This window comes from Kitasatospora sp. NPDC093102 (assembly GCF_040683915.1).
In the GTDB taxonomy this organism is placed as follows: Bacteria; Actinomycetota; Actinomycetes; order Streptomycetales; family Streptomycetaceae; genus Kitasatospora.
In genome coordinates this window covers 262,060-284,556 of sequence record NZ_JBFBFA010000009.1, presented here as the reverse complement: position 1 = coordinate 284,556, position 22,497 = coordinate 262,060, and the positions used below count along the sequence as shown (strand labels likewise).

Here is a 22,497-nt window from a genome sequence, read left to right as displayed (position 1 = left end):
GGGCCGCCCCCCGCCCCGGGGGCGTCAACCCCCCCCGCCCCCGCGGCCCCGACCAGCACCGGGCCCCCCCCGGGCCGCGGGCTCACGTGCACCACCGTGCGGTCGGCCGACCGCGGCACGCCTCGCGGTCACGCGTCCCAGGTGACCGGAAGGCTCTTCACCCCGTGGATGTCGGCGGTCTCCGGACGCAGGCGGATCTCGTCGGACGGCACGGCCAGGCGCAGGGTGGGGAAGCGTTCGAACAGTGCGGTGAAGGCGACCCGCAGTTCGATGCGGGCGAGCTGGTTGCCCAGGCACAGGTGGACACCGTGGCCGAAGGCCAGGTTCGCGCCGTCGTTCCTGCTCAGGTCGAGCGTGTGGGGATCGGGGAACTGCTCGGGGTCGTAGTCGGCGGTGTTGTACGACAGGACGACCGTCGTGCCGGCCTCGATGGTCTGACCGCCCAGCTCGACGTCCTCCAGCGCCGCCCGCATGAAGGTCTTGCCGACGCTCACGTACCGCAGCAGCTCCTCCACCGCGGAGTCGGCGAGTCCCGGGTCGGCACGCAGTGCGGCCAGCTGTTCGGGGTTGCGCAGCAGCGCCCAGGTGCCAAGCGCCAGCACGTTCGCGGAGGTGTCGAACCCGGCGGCCAACAGCGTCAGCGCCATCCCCCGCAGCTCCTCGTCGGTCAGATCGCCTTCGGTGAGGTCGCTGAGCACGTCGTCGGTGGGGGCGGCACGTTTGGCCGCCACCAGCTCCGCGAGGTAGCGCTGCATTCGGGTGTAGGCCGCTATCAGGTCGTCGTCGCTGGTCTCCCCGTTGACGATCGCGTCGATCTGCTCCTGGAACCGGCTCCGGTCCAGCTCGGGCACCCCCAGCAGCTCGCAGATCACGATGGCGGGGATGGGCTTGGCGTACGCGGCCACCAGGTCCACCGGTGGCCCGGCCTTCTCCATGGCGTCCAGGTGGTCGGCGGTGATCTGCTCGATGTGCTCGGTGATCCTGCGCATCCGTCGGACGTTGAACTTGCTGGCCAGCGGCCTGCGGTAGCGGCTGTGCTGCGGCCGGTCGGTGAGCAGGAACTCGCCGGGCGGCGACGGGGCGACGTCGATGCCGGTGACGTCGACGGTCGGGTGGAGCATGAGCTCCCTGCGTGCGCTGAACCGCGAGTCGGCCAGGACCGACCTGACCAGGTCGTATCCGGTGACCAGCCAGCCCAGTTGTCCGCCGGGGAAGGTGAAGCGGCTGATGGGGCCGTGCCGGCGGGCCTGCAGCAGTTCGGTCGGCGGGTCGAAGGGACAGCCGGGCCGACGTGCCATCGGCATTGTCGTGACGGTGTGGAGGGATTCACCCATGCCCGTTCCTCGCATTGGTTGGTAGGTGCCTTGGAAAGCAGTTACCTCGTGACCAGAAATTCCCCCCCCATTTTTTCCGGGGCGATCGCGCGACGGCGGACCGCGGATCCGCCTGCGGGGCCGCCGTTAAGAAAACGATAAGACACCTCCCCTGGAAAGCGCTGCGCCGGATCATGTGCGGGCAGGGGGGGTGGCCGACGAACGGACGCCTACTCCCGTCAGGGCGGGGCGTGTTACGTTCCAGGTTCCGTCCGACCTCAGTGCGCGGAGCGCACCCGATCCTCCGAGGAGACGACATGGCCGGGAGCCCGTCAGTCCGAGCCCGTACCGGCGATTCATCGAAGCCGGCAAAGAGCGCAGCGAACACCCGCACCGTCTTCGACACCTCGGACTTCGTCACGAGAAGAGGGCTGCTGCTGCCGCAGCGGATCTCGTTCGACAAGTGGGTCGGAATCGGCAGCTATCTTTCCAACGTCGTTTCCGCATCGACCTGGTGCCTCGGGGACTGGCTGGTCTACGGGGAGGCTTCCTTCAACGGCCGGTATCGCGACGCAATCGAACTGACTTCGTTAGACTACCAAACACTGAGGAACCACGCATGGGTCGCCCGGCGTTTTCCCATGTCTCGTCGGCGGGACAGTCTGAGCTTTACCCACCACGCCGAGGTGGCTTCCCTTTCGGAACCCGAGCAGGACTTCTGGCTGCGCACGGCGGAGGAGAACGGATGGTCCGCCAAGCGGCTGCGCCGCGAGGTGAAGGCGAGCTTTTCGGACCGCGGTGAGGACCGGAACGGCCGGGAGCAGGAAAGCGGTCGAAAGGCTGCGACGCCAGTCGCGTCGACCGCCGGGGACACCGTTTCGCTCCGGGTTCCGGTCCCGGCGGACCGCCTTGAGTTCTGTCGGGCGACGGCGAGCAGGTTCGGCCTCAACGTGGAGGCGTGGGCCTCGCAGATCCTGCTGGAGGCGGCCCGCAAGGCGCCGTCGGAGCCAATGCTGCAAGGGCTGCCCGCCGGCGTTCCCGCCAGGGCGGTGCGGAAGTCGGCGTGACCGCGGGCCGATCCTTTCGGCGCGGCACCACGGGACCGCTCCGGGCCGTCGGCGCAGGGCGCCAGGGCCGGCCCGGAGCGGAAATTCGAAATCCCGCTCGCTGCTCTTCCCGCGGGAGCCGGCCCGGATATCCGCCGCACCTCCGGGCGGACGGAAGCCGCAGACAAGCGTCCGATGCTCCCCCTATCATGCGAATCAGCCGTGACCCGTGCGCGTCGACGGCACAATGCGGCCGGCGGGCCACCGCCCGCCGAGCCGAAAAGGTCATGCGCCGAACAGGGCGCGACGGCGTCACGCCAATCAACGGTCCCAGGTCATCCAGCAAGGGGTGAATCGCTTGCGAATCCTGTTCGTTACCGGCCCGTGGAATTCACATTTGTATCAGATGGTTCCGCTTGCGTGGGCGCTGCAGTCCGCAGGCCACGAAGTGCGGGTGGCCAGTGAACCGGGATTCACCGGCAGCATCACCGAGGCCGGGCTGACGGCGGTTTCCGTCGGATCGGAGGAGACGCTCGAGGACCGCCTCCGCCGCATCCGGGGGGAGAGCGCTCCGACCATGGCGGCCGAGATCCCGCCCTTCCTGACCGACACCCTCTACGAAATGGACAAGGATCTCCGGGACGGCCTTCCCTGGGAGGAGATCGCCTGGCTGCTGGACACCGTCCTGGTCCCGGGCATGTGGATCGTGAACGACGAGATGGTCGACGACCTGGTGACCTACTGCCGTTCCTGGAAGCCCGACCTCGTGCTGTGCGACGTGATCGCGCACGCCGGCGCGGTGGCCGCGGACATCGTCGGGGCGGCGCACGCGCGAATGGTGTGCTGGCTCGACCTGTTCCTCCGGATACGCCGTGACTTCCTGCGCGCCCAGGACCGGCAGCCGGCCGGAGCGCACCCGGACCTGGTGCGCGACTGGTACGCGGGATGGGCGGCGAAGTACGGGCGCGAGTTCAACGAGGAGGTGGTCACCGGCCACTTCGCGGTCAACGTCATGCCCGAGCAGTGGCGGCTGGAGCCGCACGACCGGACGCTCTCCATGCGCTACGTGCCGTACAACGGGCGATCCGTCGTGCCGGCCTGGCTCTACGAGGAACCGCGGGTGCCGCGCGTCCTGATGACGTTCGGCATCTCGAAGGTGCCGTGGATCGACATGCCGGGCATGTCGGTCGACCACGTGCAGCAGGCGCTGGACTCGATGGCCGACCTCGACATCGAGCTGATCGTCACCCTGTCGGACAAGGAGCGGGAGAAGCTCCGGCGGATCCCGAAGAACACGCGGGTCGTCGACTTCGTTCCGATGAACGTGCTCCTGTCCAGCTGCTCCGTGGTGATCCACCACGGTGGGGCGGGATGCTTCAACGGCGCTATGGTGCACGGGGTTCCGCAGCTCATCATCGAGGGCTCCGTCGACGCGATCGCCAAGAGGTACGTGCTGCGGGAGACCGGAGCCGGGCTGTCGCTCACGCTGGACGAGCTCACCGGACCGCGCGTCAGGGAGTACGTGACCCGCCTGCTCGAGGAGGACGGGTTCCGCCAGGGCACCGAGCGTCTCCAGCAGGAGGCGCTGGTCCAGCCCACCCCTGGCGCGCTCGTGGCGGAGCTGGAACGGATCACCGCCGAGTACCGCTCGCACCGTGCGTGAGGACCTGCCGGACACCCGCCGCCCCGAGTGCGGGGAGCGGGTGCCGGAGTCCGACGGTCCCGGCCCAACCGAGGAGATTGCGTGTACGCACGAAAGCTGAACGTGGAAGGCGTCGTCGAGTTCTCCCCGGAGATCCACCGCGACGAGCGCGGGACGTTCGTGTCGCCCTTCACCGGGGACGCGCTCGCCGCGCACACGGGCCGGAGCGTGTTCTCCGCCACCCAACTCAGCTACAGCACCTCGCAGCGCGGCACGGTGCGCGGCATCCACTTCACCCGGTGCCCGCCCGGCAAGGCCAAGTTCGTGTGCTGCCTGGCGGGCGAGGCGGAGGACTACGTGGTGGACCTGCGGAAGGGATCACCCACCTTCGGGCAGTGGGACGTCGTCCGGCTGAGCGGTGAGAGCGTGCGGGGGCTGTACGTCCCCGTCGGCGTGGGGCACGGCTTCGCCGCCCTGCGCGACGACACCCTCATCGCGTACATGATCTCCGGTGACTACGTCCCCGCCGACGAGATCGCGCTCTCCCCGCTCGACCCCGAGGTCGGGCTGCCCCTCCCGGACGGGCTGGACCTGCTGTTGTCCGAACGGGACCGCACGGCGCCCACCTTGAAGGAACTCGACGAGCGGGGCCTGCTTCCCGACTACGCCGAAGCGCGGCGCCTCGACGCATCGCTGTGACGCCGCGGGGGCGGCGCGCCGACCGGGCTCCCGGCCCGTTCGGTGCGCCGCCCCCTTGCGCGGGCACGGTGGATCCGGCCCGCCCGGGAACGGCTCCTCAGGTGAGCCATGCGTCCGGGGCCGCCCCGCCTCGGCCGACCGGCGGGAACAGCTCCTCCAGACGGGCCGTCTCCTCGTCCGACAGGGGCGACTCCAGCGCGTGCAGCGCCTCCTTGACGTGATCGGGAGTGCGCGGTCCGATGACGGTGGAGGTGACACCGGGCCGGGACGCCACCCAGGCGAGGCCGACCTCCGCCGGGTCCCGTCCGAAGTCCGCGCACAGCCGCTCGTACCGCTCGATCGTGCCGCGCATCGTCTCCAGCGCCGCCGCCGACCGTCCCTGCCCCGACTTGACCGCGCGGCCCTCGGCCTCCTTGCGCAGCACGCCGCTCAGCAGCCCGCCGTGCAGCGGGGACCAGGGCAGGACGGCCACTCCGTACGCGCGCGCCGCGGGGAGCAGTTCCAGCTCCGGGTAGCGCACGGCGAGGTTGTAGAGGCACTGCTCCGACACCACACCCAGGAAGTGCCGTGCCCTGGCCGCCTCCTGCGCCGCCGCGAGGTCCCAGCCGGCGAAGTTGGACGAGCCGACGTAGCGCACCTTGCCCTGCTGCACCAGGAGCTCCATGGCCTGCCACACCTCGTCCCAGCCGGCCTCCCGGTCCACGTGGTGCATCTGGTACAGGTCGATCCAGTCGGTGCCCAGGCGGCGCAACGAGGACTCGCAGGCGGCGACGACGTGCCGCGCGGACAGGCCCTGCTCGTTGAGGCCCTCACTCATGGGGTTGCCCACCTTGGTGGCCAGCACCACCTGGTCGCGCAGCGACGCGCGGGACGCCAGCCACCGTCCGATGACCTCTTCGGTGTAGCCCTTGTACTCGCGCCAGCCGTACATGTTCGCGGTGTCGACGAAGTTGATCCCGCTGTCGACCGCGTGGTCCATCAGCTTCCGCGCCTCGGGCTCCTCCACCCGCCCTCCGAAGTTGACCGTGCCCAGGCAGATGCGGCTCACCCGCAGCGCGGTGCGGCCCAGCCGTGTGTAGAGCCAGTCGTGACTGCCGGTGGTGTTCATCGGTCGCCTCCGGGAAAGAGCGAGCGCAGGCAGGCGAGCACGCTCCGGGCCTGCATGTTGAGGTAGTGGCTGTGCTGGGTCAACTCTCCCAGCTGGGCCAGCGTCAGCCAGCGGAACTGCGGCGGCTCCGGCAGCCATTCGGTCTCGACCACGAGGTGCCGGCTGCCGGTGTGGTAGAAGCGGCCGCCCTCGTCGGACAGGACGGTGTCGAACCGGATGTCGGCGGGCCGGGCGTTCTGGACCAGGTCGAAGAAGAGCGGCCGTTGCTCGGGCGGTAGCTGGGCACAGGTGTCCGGGGTGCACTGAACCGTGGGCGCCAGCTCCGCGGTGTCCGTCAGTCCCGGCTCGGCCCGCAGCTGCATGAGGACGTGCAGCACGCCGTGCACGCGCGTGACGAGGATCGCGGCCAGTTCCGGGGCCTGGGCCCTGATCATGGGCTGGCACCACTGCCCGACCTCGCGGCCCACCGCCTCGACGCGTACGCCGATCACCTCGAAGTGCCGCTCGGCCCGGTGCCTGATCCGGCCGCCGGTGAACTCCCAGTCGGCGAGCGCGTCCAGTGAGACGGTGCGTGCGCGCATCCCGGAGAGCGTCCTCGCCTCGGTGATCCAGCTCAGCGCGTCCACCAGCGGGTGGACCTCGGGGCCGCCGAGCGCCAGGGATCGCTCCAGCGCCGTCCCGAAGCCCCGGTCCCCGGTGGCCGGCACGCCGTCGCCCAGCGGGAGGCAGGCGAGTATGGACCGGGTGGACATGTTCACCAGGTCCTCGACGGCCATCAGCCGGTGCAGCTGCCCCAGCGTGAGCCAGACGAACCCCTCCAGCGCCTCGACGGGCTCCGTGGTCTCCACGACCATGTTCCGGTTCCGCTTGCGCAGGAACCTCGACCCCTGCTCGGACTGGCGCACGTCGGCGATGACCCGCCGCCGCGCGGGGTCCTGGAAGTACTCCAGGTACGGCACCTGCAGCCCGCCGTGGATGCCCGTGTAGTTGCTCCTGGTCGCCTGGACGGTGGGGGAGACCTGGAGGCCGTTGCGGTTTCCCGGCTCCGCCTTGAGCTGCATGAGGAAGTGCAGGACCCCGTCGATCTCCTTCGCCAGGAACCCCAGGATGCCGGTCTCCGGCTGGTTGATGATGGGCTGTCCCCACGCCGCTGCCGGGCTCTGCGTCTCCACCTGGAGGCCTTCGACGGAGAAGAAACGGCCGCTGTCGTGGGCGATGAAGCCGGTGTCGTCGTCGAAGTGCCAGCCGCTCAGCCGGTCCAGCGGCACCGTCTCGGTGATCGTGAGGACGCGTTCCCGCGTCTCCTGCACGGCTTGTTCGAATTCCGCCAGACCGGGTACCGTGCGTGCCGACTCGGCGAGCCGGCGTGCGGCCGTCAGGCGGCTGCGTTCTGCGGGTACGGGGACGGGCGGCGCAATCGGCGCAGTGCTCATCGGTCCTCCTGTCTCGGCCACCGAACGGGCCTCACACAGCGTGATGGGACTCCCAGGAACGCGTGAATTGCTGATGACGTTCTCAGCTGCCCGACACACCGTCAATTCACACATCGGGCATACGTGTTCGGCTCGGAGGACGTTCGCTGCCCTGCCGGGCGCGGCCTTCCCTCGGGCTTGCGGACGGCTGCCGGCCCGACGGGAACGGCCCGGGCCGGGGCCGCGTGGTCGGTGTCGTCCGCGCTGTGCCGACACCGTGAACACGAACCCGGGGTGCGTCGGGCGGCGCGGAGGCGGACCCGGGTGTGCGGGTGTGTCCTGTCGGCGGGACACGCGGCCACCGCCGGTACGGAGGTGGCCGCGCATCCGTGGGCCGCGCCGCGCGTCAACCATCATGCCCGGCAGTGGATTCCCCGCGTGCCGTGCCGCGGCCCCGAACGCGGCGCCGGCCACTGCCACGGGACTGGGCCGTGGTTTCGTGAGATCCTGCCCTGCGTCGAGGTGCACTCCCCGCAGGCCGTGCGGACCGTGTCCGCCGACGGGGCCGCGCCCCTCGACCGAAGCCCGACAGCACCGTGACCCCCGACCCCGAGCCCGACAGCGCCGTGACCGCGACGAGGCGTCGCCGCGGTGGACCGGTCCGAGCGGTCGGCGCGATCGAGGGCCTGGAGACGCCCCTGCCCGGGGCGGAGTAGACCCGGTTCGGCACCCCCTCCCCACTGTTGCTTCGGCGGCCCCAGGTCCGTCGAGAAGGGAAGACCGCATGACCGATCCCGAGCACAAGAACCCGCGGCTCCTGCCCCACGAGTCGGCGCAGGAGAAGGAGGTGCGGGAGCGGCTCACGAAGCTGCTGACGGAGACGCCGATGCCGCCTGCGTACCTGATCGACAACCTCCCGGTCTACCTGCGGCGCCATCAGCTCGCCGACCTGCTGACGATGGACGCGCTGTACCGGATGCTCCCCGGGATCCCCGGCGTGATCATGGAGTTCGGTGTGCTGCACGGGCGCCACCTCGCCACCCTCGCCGCGCTGCGCGGCCTCCACGAGCCGTACAACTCCTTCCGCAGGATCATCGGCTTCGACACCTTCACCGGGTTCCCCGGTGTCTCCGAGATCGACCAGGTGAGTCCGAGCGCGACCGTCGGCAGGTTCGCGGTCCCCGAGAACGAGGTGGACCACCTGCGCGAGGTGCTCGCCGCACACGAGGCGGGCGACCCGATCCCGCACGTCCAGCGGACCTTCGTGGTCCAGGGTGACGTCCGGGAGACCGTCCCGCAGTACCTGGAGGAGAACCCGGAGACGGTCATCGGCATGGCCTTCTTCGACCTCGACCTCTACGAGCCGACCCGTGAGGTGCTCCAGGCGATCCGCCCCCACCTCACCAAGGGCAGCATCATCGCCTTCGACGAGCTCGGACACCCCCGGTGGCCCGGTGTGACCGCCGCGATCCGGGAGACCCTCGGCCTCGAGAACCTGACGCTGCAGCAGCTTCCGTTCCGCGAGCAGCCGGTGATCTTCGCGAGGTGGGGGGAGTGAGCCGGCCGGAGGGAGGAAAGCCGGCGGGCGGTACGCCTTGAACCGTGAAGCGCCCCGGCGTTCGGCGGTCGTGATCGGCGGCACCGGCTCCCTGGGCCGGCACGTCTGCGCGGCGCTGCTGCGCGCGGGGACGTCCCGGGTGACCGCCGTGGCCCGGCACGAGGGCCCGGTGGCCCCGGGGGCCCGGCTGCTCACGGCGGACCTGCTCGGCGGCGACGACCGGGCGCTGGGCGAGCTCGTCGCCGACGGCGACGTCGTGGTCAACGCGGCGGGTGCCGGCTGGAGCGGTACGCCTGAGCACATGGTCGCCGCGCACACGGCCCTGGTGGATCGGCTGCTCCGGCTGGTACCGCCGCGGACCCGGCTGGTGCACCTCGGCACCGTCCACGAGTACGGCGAGATCTCCTCGCGGGATGCCGCGGACGAACACCATCCCGAACGGCCGTCGACGCCGTACGGGCGGACCAAACTGATCGGCACCAGGTCCGTCCTCGCGGCCGCCGCGCAGGGGCGGAACGACGCCGTGGTCCTCCGCATCACCAACGTGTGCGGGCCGGGTGCCCCGGCCGCCAGTTTCCTCGGTTCCCTGATCGAGCGGCTCCGCCAACTGCCTCCCGGAGCCTCCTTGGACCTGGCGCTCACCTCGGACCGGCGTGACTTCGTCGACATCCGGGACGTCGCCGACGCCGTGGTCCGGGCCGCCACGGCACCGGTCAACGGTTGCGTGATCAACATCGGCCGGGGAGTGGTGCACGACGTGGCCACCGTGGCCGGGATGGTGATCACGGCTGCCGGACTTCCCCGGCACCGGGTCCGGATGCGGACGGCGGAAGCATCGGGAGGCCCGGGAGGGCAGGGCGCCTGGACCAAGGTCGACGTGCGCCGTGCCCACGCCCTGCTCGGCTGGTCGCACGCGACGGACATCCAGGACTCGCTGCGCGACCAGTGGGAGGCGGCCGTGCCACCCGGCGCCGATCCGCAGGGCGGCGAGGTGGCCTGACCCGTCGGGTCAGGTGGCCCCGCGGTGCTGGGCGGCCATCGCGAAGGCGTGTTCCACGACGAGGATGCCCGGGCACCGGCGGCGGAAGCGGGCCGGCCGCCGGTGCCGACCGGCCGCGCGGGCAGGGCGCGGACGGTGTTGACACCGGCGGTCACCGGCCGGTGGGTGCCCTTCGCGCCCTGTCCGCGCGGCACCGGCCGGTGACCGTCCGCCGGGCCGGCGCTCCCGCCCTCGGGCGCAAGCCCGGGAGGAGGCCCGGGAGGAGGCCCGGGAGGAAGCCCGGGAGGAAGCCCACCGGCACGACCATCACGAGCGAACGGCGTCACCGTGGAACCGGCCGGTCACGGGTGTTCCCGGACCGCCGTGCCGAAGCCGTGGCCGTCGGCGGCCTCGTCGCCCTCGGTGATGACGGCGAGGAAGAGGTCCTCCGGGCACGGCTGCTGAGGCTCGGCCTGGACGCACCCGAGAGGCGGGAGCAGCCGCCTGAACTCGGTGAGGGTGCCGTTGGCGACGATCCGGCCCTCGTGGAGGATCGCGATCCGGTCGGCGAGCCGTTCGGCCTCGTCCAGGTACTTCGTCGTGAGCAGCACCGCCGCGCCCCGCCCGGCGGATTCCCTGACGGCTCGCCACACCGCCTGCCGGGCCTCGGGATCGAGCCCGGCGGTCGGCTCGTCGAGGAGGACGACCGGCGGGTCGCCGATGAGGCTCATCGCGATGTCCAGTCGGCGGCGCATGCCCTCCGAATACGTCGACACCCGGTGTGGGGCCGCACCGGTCAGTGAGAGGCGGGCGAGGAGGTCGTCCGCGAGCCCGCCCGGGTCCTCGACCCGCCGCAGCCCGGCGATCCGCACCAGGTTCTCCCGCCCGCTGAGGACCGCGTCCGCGGCCGCGAACCGCCCGTTCAGGCCGATGGACCGCCGCACGCCGGCTGCCTGGGTGGCGATGTCGAAGCCGTTGACGCTGGCCGTGCCCGCGTCGGCCTCCAGCAGCGTGGAGAGGATCTTCACGACCGTGGTCTTGCCCGACCCGTCGGAGCCGAGCAGGGCGAGGATGCCGCCCCGCGCCACGTCCAGGTCCACGCCGCGCAGCACGGCCAGGTCCTCGTAGGACTTCTCCAGGCCCCGTACGCGGATCGTGGGCGCTTGTCCTGGCATCGAATGCTCCTCGCTGTTCTCCCCGTTGTTGTCTGCCGCCTGCCTCGGACGCGGAACCGTCCGAGGCGCCCCCGAGGGGGTCCGGGTCCGGCGGAGTCGACGGGCGCCGGGCTGCGCCATGGTGACGGTGCGTCAGCTCGGCCGGACCCGGCTCGTTCTCACTCGCAGAACACCCGCACCTTGGCGCCGGGGTCGTCGATGTCGACGGAGACCTCGTCGAGGTGGTCGACGAGGGCGTCGAGGTGCTGCGGGTCGAGTTCGGCGAGACTGATCGGCACCCCCGACCTGCTCAGCTCCTCGTTGACCGCGGTGAGTGCCTGCGGCGGCAGGAAGGCGGCGAGGCGGACTCCGGCGCGCAGCAGCTGCAGCGGGATGCGGATGTTGACGTTGGTGGGCCCCTGGCCGTCGGGGGTTTGGGCCGCGTCCACCACCACGCGCAGGTACTTGGGGCCGGCCTTCGGGCCGGCCGCCGCCTGCGACGGCGAGGGGGACGACTTCGGTTCCAGGGCGTCGATGAGGCGCGAGGCCTCCTCCGCGGCGATCCGGCCCTCGGCCAGCATCTCCAGGATCTGGCGGCGTTGCTCGTTCATGACTGCTCGTTCCCCTCACACTCGGTTGACTCTGACCAGGACGGTCGTGTTGCCCTCGCCCGGCCCGCGTCCGTCGGGTCCGCCGCGCTGACCGGCTCGACGGGTGCCGCGCGTCCACCGTGACGGTGACGTCGGGGCGAGTGTCCGCCGATCCGGCTCGGCCGGCTCCGACCGTCGGGTGGCCCGTCCCCGAAGGTCCGTTCCACGCCGTGATCGAACTGTGCGACCGCGCGAACGCGTTGACAGAAGGCGGGCTTTGGCGGTGGTTCGGGCCGCGAGGGCGGCGCGGGCCGGATGGTCCCGCCGGACCGCGGGAGCGGCCTGGGCCGGGCCCGTCAGTGCCTGTCGGCTCATCCCGCCCCCTGCCCTCGATGACTAGTGGGCCATATGATTTGTATCTTGATTTTCTTAAGGCGTCAACCCGTAGATGCTGAGATTTCTGATCTGGTGGTCAATTATCTGAAAGTCCGACCCTCTCGCGCCTGTGTTTCGCCCGTTCCTCGCCAGGGCGGCGCAGCGTGTGCGCCGGGCGTGCGGAGAGCGCGCGGCGCGGGTCGTGGGAGGGGCGTGGCGGGAGGGGCGGGGCGGGGCGGGAGGGGTGGGGCGGGGATGGGTTCGAGGTCTCCGCCCCGGTCCGGCTTTGACGCGGTCTTGACCGTTCGATCCGCTGCTGCGAGCGTGACAACGCATCGGCCGAGGGTCAGGGGTGTGACGTTGCGTCGAGGTGGCCGCCGTGGGACGGCGTCGCCGACGGCACGGCGGTCCGCGACCAGGGCGTGATCGGGCCGGGCTGGTCAACCGGAACCAGGTCGGCCGGTTCGCCCGGACATCGACCGGTCGTGGAGGGCGTCTGGGCCGCTGCCGGCTCCGTCGTGGGGAGGGAGGGGCTCACCGCCGGCCGCCTCGACAGGGGCTGCGGTCGGGACGCGGGCCTTCACGCCGTCGCGGCTGGTTCCGGCCGTCGGGTTCGGGAGCTGCGCTCCATCGCGGCGGCGCCCTTCGCCGGGCCGGGCGTGGGCCGCGCACCGGGCCGGTCACGCCGGCGGTCCCGGGGCGCGCCGGCCGCCGGGACGTTCCCCGATGCCGAGCGGGTTCGGGGGAATTGAGCTCATGGCACGGTTCGAAGGCGACCGGCCCTCCCGCCGCCCGTTCGGTTCGCCGGTCGCACCGGTCCCGTCCGGCGGTGGCCGACGGTGACCAGGTCGGGGCACCAGGCCGCAGCACCGTACCTCCGGCACTTGCCCCGCGTCCCGGCCGCGGAGCCGCCCGCGCTACGTCCGAGGGGCCGGGTGGTGCCCCCGGAGCCGTTGTGAGCCCGGATCGCGCATGTGCGGTGAATTCGTGCACCTTTGGGTCGGCCTATTGTGTCCGCGGTCAGTCATGTTAAGTTCCAAGGCGTTCGAACTCTCTGCAGGTGACCCCCCACTGAAAGCGCTACCTAAGGAGACACATGATCAACGGGGACCCGTCCGGTCGGGCTCGAAAGGGCGCGGCGAAGAGCGGGACGAGTTCGCGCGCCACTTTCGACACCTCGGCGTTCGTCACGAAAAGGGGTCTACTGCTTCCGAAGAGAATGGCCTTCGAAAAGTGGGTCGGAATCGGCAGCTACCTGTCCAACATCATGTCCGGATCGGCATGGTGCATGGGGGACTGGCTCGTGTACGGCGAAGCCACGTTCAATGGAAGGTATCACGATGCGATCGAGCTGACGTCGTTAGACTACCAAACGTTGCGGAATTATGCATGGGTCGCCCGGTGCTTTCCCATGTCTCGTCGGCGGGACAGGTTGAGTTTCACCCACCATGCCGAAGTGGCGGCCCTCGCGGAACCCGAACAGGACTTCTGGCTCCTGAAGGCGGAAGAGCAGGCGTGGTCGGCGAAACGGCTGCGCCGCGAGGTGCGGGCGAGCCTGCTGGAACGCGGTGCCGACAACGACCGGAACGGGGCGCGGGAGGCCGACTCGGCGGTTGCGTCCTCGTGCAGGGACACCGTCTCGCTCATGGTGTCGGTGCCGGCGGATCTTCTTGAGTTCTGTCAGGCCACGGCCAGCAGGCTGGGCCTCAACGTGGAGGCGTGGGTGGCTCGGATTCTGCTGGAGGCGGCAGAGGCGACCGGTGAGCACGCCGAGCCCCAGCTGCAGAGAACGGGGTGAGACGTTCGGCGGCCCCGGCCGAGCCGGCCAGGAACCGGCTCGCCGGGGTGTCCGCGCGTCGCCCGCTCCGGGCGTGTCGCGGGTCGGGCGTGTCGTGGGTCGGCCGACAGGAGGGCGCTCCTTTCCGCGGCGCGCCGTCCTGGGCCGCGCGCCGGGTGAAAGGCGTACCGCTGCCCGGAAGCGGGGAAATTCCCCGAGAGGATCCTGTCGGGCCTCCGGTCCCCTGGGCCTTTCCAATCCCGCGGTCCGCTTCCCGGCCGGACCGGGCGGCCGGGAAGCGGAATGGGGTGCTCCGCCGCCCTTCCCGCCGGAAAGACCGGTGAATTGCTTCCGGGAGATTGACCGGGATTCTCGGTGCGGCGTAGCTTTCGGGCCGTACCAATATCCTACTGCCTCGAAGCGAGGAACGGTTATGGGTGAATCCGTCCACACCATCAGGACAATGCCGTTGGAGCGCCGGCCCGGCTGCCCCTTCGATCCGCCGCCGGAACTGATCGAAGCCCGCGATCACGGCCCCATCAGCCATTTCACCTTCCCCGGCGGGAAACCCGGCTGGATCATCACCGGATACGACCTGGTCAGGTCGGTCCTGGAAGACCAGCGATTCAGCGCGCGAAAGGAGCTGTTGCTCCACCCGACCATCGACCTCAGCGGTTTCCAGGTCGACCCGGCCGCGCCCGGCGAATTCCTGCTCATGGACGACCCGTTGCACAGCCGCTACCGGAAGCTGCTGGCGGGCAAGTTCACCGTGCGGCGGATGCGCATGATCGCCGAGCGGGTCGAGCAGATCGTCGGCGAACACCTGGACGCCATGGAGAAGGCCGGGCCGCCGGTGGACCTGGTGGCCGCGTACGCCAAGCCCATTCCCGCCGTCGTGATCTGCGAGCTGCTGGGCGTCCCGTACGAGGACCGGGCCCGCTTCCAGGACCACATCGCCCTGTTCCTCAGCGGGGAGACCAGCGACGAGGACCTGATCGCGGCCGTTGCCGCGGTCCACGGGTACATCGAGGAGCTGGTGGCCGCCAAGCGGAAGAACCCCGCCAGCGACGTGATCAGCGACCTCCTGGACACCGATCTGACCGACGAGGAGCTGCGGGGGATCGGTCTGGTCCTGCTGTCGGCCGGGCTCGACAGCGCCACCAACGTGCTGGCGCTGGGCACCTGGGCGCTGCTGAGCAACCCCGAACAGCTGGCCGCGCTCCGCGCCGACCCGGAACTCGCCGACTCCGCGGTGGAGGAGCTACTGCGGTACGTGAGCGTCGGCAAGACCTTCATGCGGACCGCGCTGGAGGACGTCGAGCTGGGCGGCCAGACCATCGAGGCCGGCACGACGGTGGTCCTGTCGTACAACACCGCCAACCGCGACCCCGAGCGGTTCGCCGACCCGCACGCGCTCGACCTGAGCAGGAACGACGGCGGGAACCTGGCCTTCGGCCACGGCGTCCACATGTGCCTGGGCAGCCAACTCGCCCGCATCGAGCTGCGGATCGGCTTCACCGCACTGGTCAACCGCTTCCCCACCCTGCGCCTGGCCGTGCCGTCCGACGAGGTGCCCCTGCGTCCGGGGAGCGCCGACGTCCACGGGGTGAAGAGCCTTCCGGTCACCTGGGACGCGTGACCGCGGACCCGCACTCCACCGTCGGGCCGGCGAGGCGTTCGCGCGGAGCGGTCGCCCGCGCCGGCCCGAGGACTTGACGGTCATGCCGAAGGGCGGCGTGCACCGGCGTGATGCCGGCGTGCGCCGCCCTTCGGCACGAGGAACTGCGGGAGGCGGGCCCGTGCGGGCGTCCCGCGGTTACTTCGGGTCGCGGTTGAACAGCGCCCGCGACCAGCGGTAGCCGAGCACGATCAGACCCACGCACCAGGCGAGGGCGATCCACCAGTTGTTGCCGATCTCGGTGCCGAGCAGCAGGCCGCGCATGGTCTCGATGGCCGGGGTGAACGGCTGGTACTCGGCGATCGGCTGGAACCAGCCCGGCATCGTGTTGGCGGGGATGAAGGCGCTGGAGATGATCGGGAGGAGGATCAGCGGCATCGCCATGTTGCTGGCCGCCTCGGGGTTGGGGCTGGCCATGCCCATCCCGACCGCGATCCAGGTGAGGCCCAGGGCGAACAGCGTGACCAGGCCGAAGGCGGCGAGCCAGTTGAGCGGGGAGGCGTGCGACCGGAAGCCGATGGCGACGGCGACGGCGCCGACGAGGACCACACTGGCGAGCGACTGCAGCACGCTGCCGAGGACGTGCCCGACGAGCAGGGAGCCCCGGTAGATCGCCATCGTGCGGAAGCGTGCGATGAGGCCCTGGGTCATGTCGATGGAGACGGACATCGCCGCCCCGATGACGGTGCTGCCGATGGTCATCATCAGCAGGCCCGGGACGATGTAGGCGATGTACGTGGCGCGGCCGGCGCCGTCGCCGCCGATGCCCGCGCTCATCACACCGCCGAAGATGTAGACGAAGAGCAGTAACAGCATGATCGGCGTGAGGAGCAGGTTCAGCGTCATCGACGGATAGCGCCGGACATGCAGCAGGTTGCGGCGCAGCATGGTGGCCGAGTCGCGGACGACGAGGGACGTGGAACTCATCGGACCGTCTCCTTGGTGGTCTGGGTGGTCGCGTCGGTGTCGCCGGTGAGGGCGAAGAAGACGTCGTCGAGGTCGGGGGTGTGCACGGTCAGCTCGTCCGCCTCGATGCCGACGGTGTCCAGCCGGTCGAGGATGGAGCGCAGTTCGCGCTGGCTGCCGTCGCTGGGGATCTGCACGGTGAGGGACTCGTCGTCGTGGCTGAACTCGCGCAGGGCGATGGTGGCGGCCCGGTAGGCGTCCGGGTCGGTGAAGCGCAGGCGGACGTGTCCGCCCGGGACGATCCGCTTCAGCTCTTCGGCGGTGCCCTCGGCGGCGATCTTGCCGTTGTTCAGCACCGCGATGCGGTCGGCGAGTTCGTCGGCCTCCTCCAGGTACTGGGTGGTGAGGAAGACGGTGACGCCGTCGGAGACCAGCTCGCGGATGATCCCCCACATGTTGTGGCGGCTGCGCGGGTCGAGGCCGGTGGTGGGCTCGTCGAGGAAGATGATCCGCGGGCTGCCGATCAGCGTCATGGCGATGTCCAGGCGGCGCTTCATGCCGCCGGAGTAGGCGGCGACGGGCTGCTTCGCGGCCTCCACCAGGTCGAACTGCTGGAGCAGTTCGGCGCTGATCCGCCGTCCCTCCTGCTTGGGCAGGTGGCACAGGTCGGCCATGAGGTGCATGTTCTCCTCGCCCGTGATCAGACCGTCGACGGCGGAGAACTGCCCGGTCACCCCGATCGCGGCACGGACCTCGCCCGGTGCGGTGGCGATGTCGTGGCCCCCGACCTGCGCCTGCCCGCCGTCGGCGGTGATCAGCGTCGAGAGGATCTTCACGGCGGTGGTTTTGCCGGCGCCGTTCGGCCCGAGCAGGGCGAACACGGTGCCGGTCGGGATGCGCAGGTCGATGCCGTCGAGCACGGTCTTGTCGCCGTAGGACTTGCGCAGGCCGATGGCGGAGACGGCGATGGACGACCGGGCGCCGCCATTAACGGATGAGGGCATGACAGGCGAACTCATGGAGTCCTTCCTTTCGAAGGCTGGGCTGACGGGCGAGCGGAAGCGGCCGGGGGCGGATGGGCCGGAGGCGGGCTTCGGGGTGGGGCGCGGCGGATGCCGGTGGTGCCGTGCCGGCTGCGGGGGCACGCCTCGGGGGTGTCCCCGGTTCGCAGGCGGGAGCCCGGAGGGCTCGGAACTGTGGAGCGTGTGGTGCGTCTGCCCGGCGTGTGAGCGGGCCGACGGGTCGGGCGGCGGTGCCGGCGTCCGGATCTATGGGCGGATCCGGGTGCGTCCGGGGCCGGGCGCCGCCCCGCCGAGGGGAATGCTGCCGCCGGACGCGGGTGAAGTCCAGATCGTGCGAGTGGCCGCCCGGCCCGAGGCCCGGGAGGGCGGTCGGTGCCGCGGCGGCGCTACTCGCAGAACACCCGCACCTTGGAGTCGGGGTCGTCGACGTCGACGGTGACGTCGTCGAGGTGCTCGACGAGGTCCTCCAGGTGCTGCGGCTTGAGCTCGGTGAGGTCGATCGGGACCCCGGACTTGTTCAGCTCCTCGTTCACCCTGGCGAGCACCTTCGGGGGCAGGAGGCTGGCGAGCCGGACCCCGGCGCGCAGCAGCTGCAACGGGATGCGGATGTTGATCCGGCTCGCCCCGTCGCCGTTGGCGTCGTCCAACGAGTGCACGACTACGCGCAGGTACTTGGGCCGGGACTTCGGGCGGGACACCTCGGTGCCCTGCGCGGAGTCGGACTGGTCCCGGTCGAGGGCGTCGATCAGCCGCTCGGCCTCGTCCGCGGTGATCCTGCCTTCGGCCAGCATCTGCAGAATCTGACGGCGCTGCTCGTTCATCGTTGTCCTTCCCCTCTGATTACCTGATGCTTACCCGTACGGCCGTGTCGCCCTGCTCCATCTCGAACCGGGAGCCTGGCAGCGTCCACAGCATCTGCCCGGTGCGGAGCAGCGCGCCCCCCGGGCTCACCCTGATGACGAGGCAGAAGACCAGTCCGGCCAGTACGGCGAGCAGCAACAGTGGCGACAGGAGCAGCAGAATCGGAAGCACGGGGACGTACAACCGCCGCCGCCGGCCGCCGGGGCGGCCCCGGTCCACCGTCACCAGCTGCGGGATCACCGGGTCCCCTCCAGCTCGGCCAGCGCCTCCTGGGCGGTGATCTCGCCCCGCTGCAGGCGGTCGACGACGTCGGCGGCACCGGTGGGCGCCGGGTCGGTGTCGACGAAGCTGAGTTGCTCGGCGATCCGGTTCAGCCGGGACTTGACCGTCGGATAGCTGACCCCGAAGGTCCGCTCCATCTCCTTGATCGAACCGTGCGACCGGACGAACGCGGCGACGAACACCTGGTCGTCGATGCCCAGTTGGGCCAGCTGCGGCGGCTCGAACTCCCCTTCGAGTGCTACGCCGCTGCCGACGAGCCGGACCCGCTCGACCACGAACGGCTGTCCCTGCGTCAGGTCGGTCAGCTCCTGCCAGTCCATCCTTGGCTCCCTTGCTCTCGACGACGGGCCCGCCATTCATTTGTACCTTGATTTTCTCAAGATGGCAACGTGAAGACATTAACTTTCTCAATGCGACCCTTGAATGGGCTGGTCGCCGGCCCCATCCCCCGCGTCCGCTCGGCCACCGTCATGGTCCGCCGGATCACGGGTGAGGCCGTGTCCCCTGTCTTGCAGCACGTACAGCCCGACGCCGCTGAGGGCGACGACCACGGCCGGACCGGTGATGGCGAGCGGGTCCTTGCGGGCCTCAGGAGTGGCAATGACACCGTCGACGAACACTGCGGCCACGGCGATGAACGGTACGGCGAGCGGTTGCAGGGCCGGATGGGCATTGCCCGCGTTGAACACCGTGCCGGCGACGCTGAACGGGACGAGCAGCAGGAGCGTGAGGGCCGGCAGGATCACGATGCAGAGGCTCGGTACGTCGACCAGTGCGTTCCCGGTTTTCCGGGTGTCGGTCATGACCCAGGCCACGAAGCCGGTGGTCAGCATGAGGAAGGCCGTCGTGGACAGGGGGCCGGGGATCCGGGAGCCGTCGTGCTGCACCACGAAGAGCCGCCTGAGGCGGGTTCCTCGTGCGGGCGCACGGCCGGCCAGTACGTAGACCATGCTCAGGACCGTCAGTACGGCTGCGACGGCCGCATGGCGAAGCGGGTCGGTAGCTGCTGCCCCGGCCACTGGGGAGAAGTCGACGGTAAAACGGACGTGCCGTCAAATGACCGATGTCGAACGGCGGTGCGGAGCCAATGATGGAGAACGCCCGCCCGCCCCGAAGGGACATCCGCCGACTGCGCGAGCGCATCGGCGCGACCGGCGAGGCGGACGCCGTCACCGAGGATCTGCTGATCGGGCTGATCGCCGAACTGGAGAAGCAGAGCTGGATGTTCCGGGCGGAGAACCGGGCCTGATCCTTCCAACAGCACCCTCCAGCAACACCATCACACACACGGAAAGGTGGTTCACATGTTCACACCCAAGGCCATGCTCCGCGGCTCGGCCGCCACGGCGACCGTCGTCGCGGCCGTGATGGGCCTCGGTGCCGGATCGGCACACGCTGCCGGCTGGCCTCCGTTGCAGCCGGGCGCCCACCTCTACTCAGGCACCGGCGGGAGCGGCGCGGTGACCGCGGTCGACCTCGACGACTTCGGCACGTGCCACACGCTGCCGGCGCCCGCCCGATCGGTCCAGGTCGCCTCCGGCTCCGCGTCCGTGGTGCTGTACTCCGGCGCGGGCTGCACCGGCGCCAACCCGTGGGCCACCGGCTCGCTGGCCCAGTCCAACCTGCCGTGGCCGGTGCTGAGCTACCGGGTGGTCCCGGCCTGACGCCACCCGGACCAGGGCAGTACGGCCTTCGGTGACCTCTCCGCACGGAGGTCTCGAAGCCCCTGTCCTGAGGGGTGCCGGGTAGACGGATGATGCCCCGGGGCAGTGCAAGCGGGCCGTCGTCCGCTGCCGGCCCCGAGACGCACACCGGGTCCGTCCGTCACCCGGCACCCCTTGCCCCGCCGTCCTGTACAGGCCGCAGTCAGCCGACCGCCTGGTGTTCGGCGGTCGGACGGGCGGACGGGCGGACGGGCGGACGGTCACCCAACGCGTCAACGCGGGCCGAGTCTCCCGCTGTTTCGCTCCGGCCGCCCCAGGTGTGCATCCGGATGCCCCGCACCGTCAGCGGTGTCCACCTGCCAGGACAGCCGGCCGGCGAGCCATGCCGTCAGGTGCCTCCGGCCCGACGGCGGGCGGACCACCTCACATCCCGTTCCGACACAAGGAGTCCTCGATGGCAGCGCACGAAAGCACGAACCGGCCCACCACCGGTCGACGCCGTTTCCTCGGTCTCGCGGCGGCCGGTGTCGTCACCGGCCAGGTCGGCCTGTCCGCCCCGGCCCAGTCGGCCACCGGCCGAGGGACGGCATCGGCAGACGCCGGGACGACGCCGGGCTGGGCACCGCGGTCGGGAGCAGGGATCCGCCCGTTCCGTATCAAGGTCTCGCAGGCAGACCTCGACGACCTGCGGCGGCGCATCCGCGCGACCCGGTGGCCCGACCGGGAGACGGTCGACGACCGCAGCCAGGGCGCGCAGTTGGCGAAGGTGCGGCCGCTGATGGAGTACTGGGGCACCCGGTACGACTGGCGCAAGCTGGAGCGGCGCCTCAACGAACTGCCGCAGTACATCACGGAGATCGACGGACTGGACATCCAGTTCGCTCACATCCGCTCCCCGCACGCCGGGGCCATGCCGATGCTGATGACCCACGGCTGGCCCGGGTCGATCGTCGAACTGCTGAAGGTCATCGACCCGTTGACCGACCCCACCGCGCACGGCGGCCGCGCCGAGGACGCCTTCCACCTGGTGCTGCCGACCCTGCCCGGCTACGGCTTCTCGGGTAACCCGACCAGGCCCGGGTGGAACTTCGCCCGCATCGCGCCCGCCTTCCACGAGCTGATGAGGCGCCTCGGGTACCCGGAGTACGTCTCGCAGGGCGGCGACCACGGTGCGATCCTCTCCGAGGTGCTCGCCGTCCAGCAGCCGAAGGGGCTGCTCGGCATCCACGTCAACATGCCGGGGACCGTGCCGGACGACATCCTGCGCCGGCTGCGCAACTTCGACCCGACCCCCGCCAACCTGCCGGCCGAGGAGAAGCGGGCGTACGAGCGGCTGCTGCACTTCTACCGCGACGGCTTCGGCTACGCGGCGATGATGAACCGGAGCCCGCAGACGATCGCCTACTCCCTCACCGACTCCCCGGTCGGCATGGCCTCCTACTACTACGACAAGTTCGCGGAGTGGACGGACTCGGCCGGCGTGCCCGAGAAGGTCCTCACCTACGACGAGATGCTCGACGCGATCTCGCTGTACTGGCTGACCGGCACCGGTGCGTCGTCGTCCCGGCTGTACTGGGAGGGCACCCAGGCCGGCGGCGGACCGTTCAACGCGGTGTCCATCCCGAAGTTGCCGGTCGCGGTGACGGTCTTTCCCGCCGAGATCTACGCCGCGCCGCGCAGCTGGGGCGAGCGGACCTTCGGCAACATCATCCACTGGAACGAGGTCGACAAGGGCGGCCACTTCGCCGCCTGGGAGCAGCCGCAGCTCCTGGCCGAAGAACTCCGCACCGCCTTCCGGTCGCTGAGGTAGCAGGGACCTCCCGCGACCGCAGCGCACGGCAGTCCACCACCCCTCCTCCTGAAAGCGGGAACACCCCCGTGGAGCTGAAGCTCGAAGTCATCGTCCTGCCCGTCTCCGACGTCGACATCGCCAAGGAGTTCTACGTCGACACGCTCGGCTTCCGCCTCGACGCGGACTTCCCGGTCGACGAGGGTTACCGGATCGTCCAGGCCACCCCGCCCGGCTCCGCCTGCTCGGTCGTCTTCGGGGAGGGACTGACCGCGCTCCCCGTGGGCTTCGCCCGGGGACTGCACTTGGTCGTGACCGACATCGAGCGGGCGGTCAAGGAACTCGCGGGGCGCGGAGTCGACATCGACGGCCCGTTCCACGACGAGACCGGTGTCTTCCACCACGCCGACGGGACCCACCGGGTGCCGGGCGTCGCCCCGGGACGGCCCAGCTACGGCACCTTCGCCCGCTTCGCAGACCCCGACGGCAACGAGTGGTTCCTCCAGGAGGTCACCCTCCGGGCCCCCGGACGCTGACCACCCGTGCCACCGGCCCGGGGGCGACCGCCCCCGGGCCGGTGGCACCGGCCGTCCGGCACCGGGTCGGCGAGGGCGGCCGGGGGTGACCGGATCCGCGCAGCTC

At 70.7% G+C, this 22,497-nt stretch carries 21 protein-coding genes and 1 pseudogene; 11 read left to right on the top strand and 11 right to left on the bottom strand.

Annotation, left to right across the window (positions count from 1 at the left end; genetic code table 11):
- Window positions 1-128: 128 nt before the first annotated feature.
- Window positions 129-1,334, bottom strand: a complete 1,206-nt coding sequence (locus AB0O11_RS16175; RefSeq protein WP_363386486.1) for a cytochrome P450 — start codon at window positions 1,332-1,334, stop codon at window positions 129-131.
- Window positions 1,335-1,630: 296 nt separating this feature from the next.
- Between AB0O11_RS16175 and AB0O11_RS16170 the strand changes: the two genes are divergently transcribed.
- The 3 genes from AB0O11_RS16170 to rfbC all read left to right on the top strand — a co-directional run bounded on the left by AB0O11_RS16170 (window position 1,631) and on the right by rfbC (window position 4,700).
- The gene (locus AB0O11_RS16170; RefSeq protein ID WP_363386484.1) at window positions 1,631-2,380 is read left to right on the top strand and encodes an LmbU family transcriptional regulator; all 750 of its coding nucleotides are present in this window, start codon (window positions 1,631-1,633) and stop codon (window positions 2,378-2,380) included.
- Window positions 2,381-2,606: 226 nt separating this feature from the next.
- The gene (locus AB0O11_RS16165; RefSeq protein WP_363386502.1) at window positions 2,607-4,022 is read left to right on the top strand and encodes an activator-dependent family glycosyltransferase; all 1,416 of its coding nucleotides are present in this window, start codon (window positions 2,607-2,609) and stop codon (window positions 4,020-4,022) included.
- Window positions 4,023-4,103: 81 nt separating this feature from the next.
- Window positions 4,104-4,700, top strand: a complete 597-nt coding sequence (rfbC, locus tag AB0O11_RS16160; protein ID WP_363386482.1) for a dTDP-4-dehydrorhamnose 3,5-epimerase — start codon at window positions 4,104-4,106, stop codon at window positions 4,698-4,700.
- A 97-nt stretch (window positions 4,701-4,797) separates the two neighbouring features.
- On the opposite strand, the gene AB0O11_RS16155 is transcribed toward rfbC, so the two are convergent.
- Both AB0O11_RS16155 and AB0O11_RS16150 read right to left on the bottom strand, forming a co-directional pair.
- Window positions 4,798-5,808, bottom strand: coding sequence for an aldo/keto reductase (locus AB0O11_RS16155; protein ID WP_363386480.1), 1,011 nt, complete (start codon window positions 5,806-5,808; stop codon window positions 4,798-4,800).
- Window positions 5,805-7,241, bottom strand: coding sequence for an NDP-hexose 2,3-dehydratase family protein (locus AB0O11_RS16150; RefSeq protein ID WP_363386478.1), 1,437 nt, complete (start codon window positions 7,239-7,241; stop codon window positions 5,805-5,807). The genes AB0O11_RS16155 and AB0O11_RS16150 overlap by 4 nt, the downstream gene beginning before the upstream one ends.
- 763 nt (window positions 7,242-8,004) lie before the next feature.
- Between AB0O11_RS16150 and AB0O11_RS16145 the strand changes: the two genes are divergently transcribed.
- The gene (locus tag AB0O11_RS16145) at window positions 8,005-8,778 is read left to right on the top strand and encodes a class I SAM-dependent methyltransferase (RefSeq protein ID WP_363386476.1); all 774 of its coding nucleotides are present in this window, start codon (window positions 8,005-8,007) and stop codon (window positions 8,776-8,778) included.
- 37 nt (window positions 8,779-8,815) lie between these two features.
- Window positions 8,816-9,778, top strand: coding sequence for an NAD-dependent epimerase/dehydratase (locus AB0O11_RS16140; RefSeq protein WP_363386474.1), 963 nt, complete (start codon window positions 8,816-8,818; stop codon window positions 9,776-9,778).
- 341 nt (window positions 9,779-10,119) lie between these two features.
- Here AB0O11_RS16140 and AB0O11_RS16135 read toward each other — a convergent pair whose 3' ends face one another.
- A complete protein-coding gene (locus tag AB0O11_RS16135; RefSeq protein WP_363386472.1) occupies window positions 10,120-10,932 on the bottom strand; it encodes an ABC transporter ATP-binding protein in 813 nt (270 codons plus the stop codon).
- Window positions 10,933-11,090: 158 nt separating this feature from the next.
- The gene (locus AB0O11_RS16130; RefSeq protein ID WP_363386470.1) at window positions 11,091-11,522 is read right to left on the bottom strand and encodes a hypothetical protein; all 432 of its coding nucleotides are present in this window, start codon (window positions 11,520-11,522) and stop codon (window positions 11,091-11,093) included.
- Between the two features lie 1,450 nt (window positions 11,523-12,972).
- On the opposite strand from AB0O11_RS16130, the gene AB0O11_RS16125 reads away from it, so the two are divergent.
- Window positions 12,973-13,674 (top strand): LmbU family transcriptional regulator, encoded by a 702-nt coding sequence (locus tag AB0O11_RS16125; RefSeq protein WP_363386468.1) that lies wholly within the window; start codon window positions 12,973-12,975, stop codon window positions 13,672-13,674.
- A 412-nt stretch (window positions 13,675-14,086) separates the two neighbouring features.
- Window positions 14,087-15,292: a cytochrome P450 gene (locus tag AB0O11_RS16120; RefSeq protein ID WP_363386466.1), complete on the top strand. Its 1,206-nt coding sequence runs from the start codon at window positions 14,087-14,089 to the stop codon at window positions 15,290-15,292.
- 177 nt (window positions 15,293-15,469) lie between these two features.
- Here AB0O11_RS16120 and AB0O11_RS16115 read toward each other — a convergent pair whose 3' ends face one another.
- From AB0O11_RS16115 to AB0O11_RS16090, 6 genes are all read right to left on the bottom strand, one after another.
- Complete coding sequence (locus tag AB0O11_RS16115) at window positions 15,470-16,258, bottom strand: ABC transporter permease (protein WP_363386464.1); 789 nt, start codon at window positions 16,256-16,258, stop codon at window positions 15,470-15,472.
- Window positions 16,255-17,241: an ATP-binding cassette domain-containing protein gene (locus AB0O11_RS16110; RefSeq protein WP_363386500.1), complete on the bottom strand. Its 987-nt coding sequence runs from the start codon at window positions 17,239-17,241 to the stop codon at window positions 16,255-16,257. Before AB0O11_RS16110 ends, AB0O11_RS16115 begins: the two co-directional genes overlap by 4 nt.
- Window positions 17,242-17,645: 404 nt before the next feature.
- Window positions 17,646-18,080, bottom strand: coding sequence for a hypothetical protein (locus AB0O11_RS16105; protein ID WP_363386462.1), 435 nt, complete (start codon window positions 18,078-18,080; stop codon window positions 17,646-17,648).
- Window positions 18,081-18,099: 19 nt separating this feature from the next.
- Window positions 18,100-18,360 (bottom strand): hypothetical protein, encoded by a 261-nt coding sequence (locus AB0O11_RS16100; protein WP_363386460.1) that lies wholly within the window; start codon window positions 18,358-18,360, stop codon window positions 18,100-18,102.
- Window positions 18,357-18,722: a DUF2089 domain-containing protein gene (locus AB0O11_RS16095; protein WP_363386458.1), complete on the bottom strand. Its 366-nt coding sequence runs from the start codon at window positions 18,720-18,722 to the stop codon at window positions 18,357-18,359. The genes AB0O11_RS16100 and AB0O11_RS16095 overlap by 4 nt, the downstream gene beginning before the upstream one ends.
- Before the next feature lie 87 nt (window positions 18,723-18,809).
- On the bottom strand, window positions 18,810-19,352 hold the full coding sequence (locus AB0O11_RS16090) for a hypothetical protein (RefSeq protein WP_363386456.1): 543 nt from the start codon (window positions 19,350-19,352) through the stop codon (window positions 18,810-18,812).
- Window positions 19,353-19,522: 170 nt separating this feature from the next.
- On the opposite strand from AB0O11_RS16090, the pseudogene AB0O11_RS16085 reads away from it, so the two are divergent.
- From AB0O11_RS16085 to AB0O11_RS16070, 4 genes and pseudogenes are all read left to right on the top strand, one after another.
- Window positions 19,523-19,651: pseudogene (locus AB0O11_RS16085) on the top strand (DNA starvation/stationary phase protection protein); the annotation flags it as partial.
- A gap of 55 nt (window positions 19,652-19,706) precedes the next feature.
- Entirely contained in the window at window positions 19,707-20,066 is a 360-nt protein-coding gene (locus AB0O11_RS16080) for a hypothetical protein (RefSeq protein ID WP_363386454.1), read from the top strand.
- 454 nt (window positions 20,067-20,520) lie between these two features.
- Window positions 20,521-21,876: an alpha/beta fold hydrolase gene (locus tag AB0O11_RS16075; RefSeq protein ID WP_363386452.1), complete on the top strand. Its 1,356-nt coding sequence runs from the start codon at window positions 20,521-20,523 to the stop codon at window positions 21,874-21,876.
- Window positions 21,877-21,944: 68 nt separating this feature from the next.
- Window positions 21,945-22,391 carry a VOC family protein gene (locus tag AB0O11_RS16070; protein WP_363386450.1) on the top strand — a complete coding sequence of 149 codons (447 nt, stop codon included), beginning with the start codon at window positions 21,945-21,947 and terminating at the stop codon, window positions 22,389-22,391.
- Window positions 22,392-22,497: the final 106 nt, after the last annotated feature.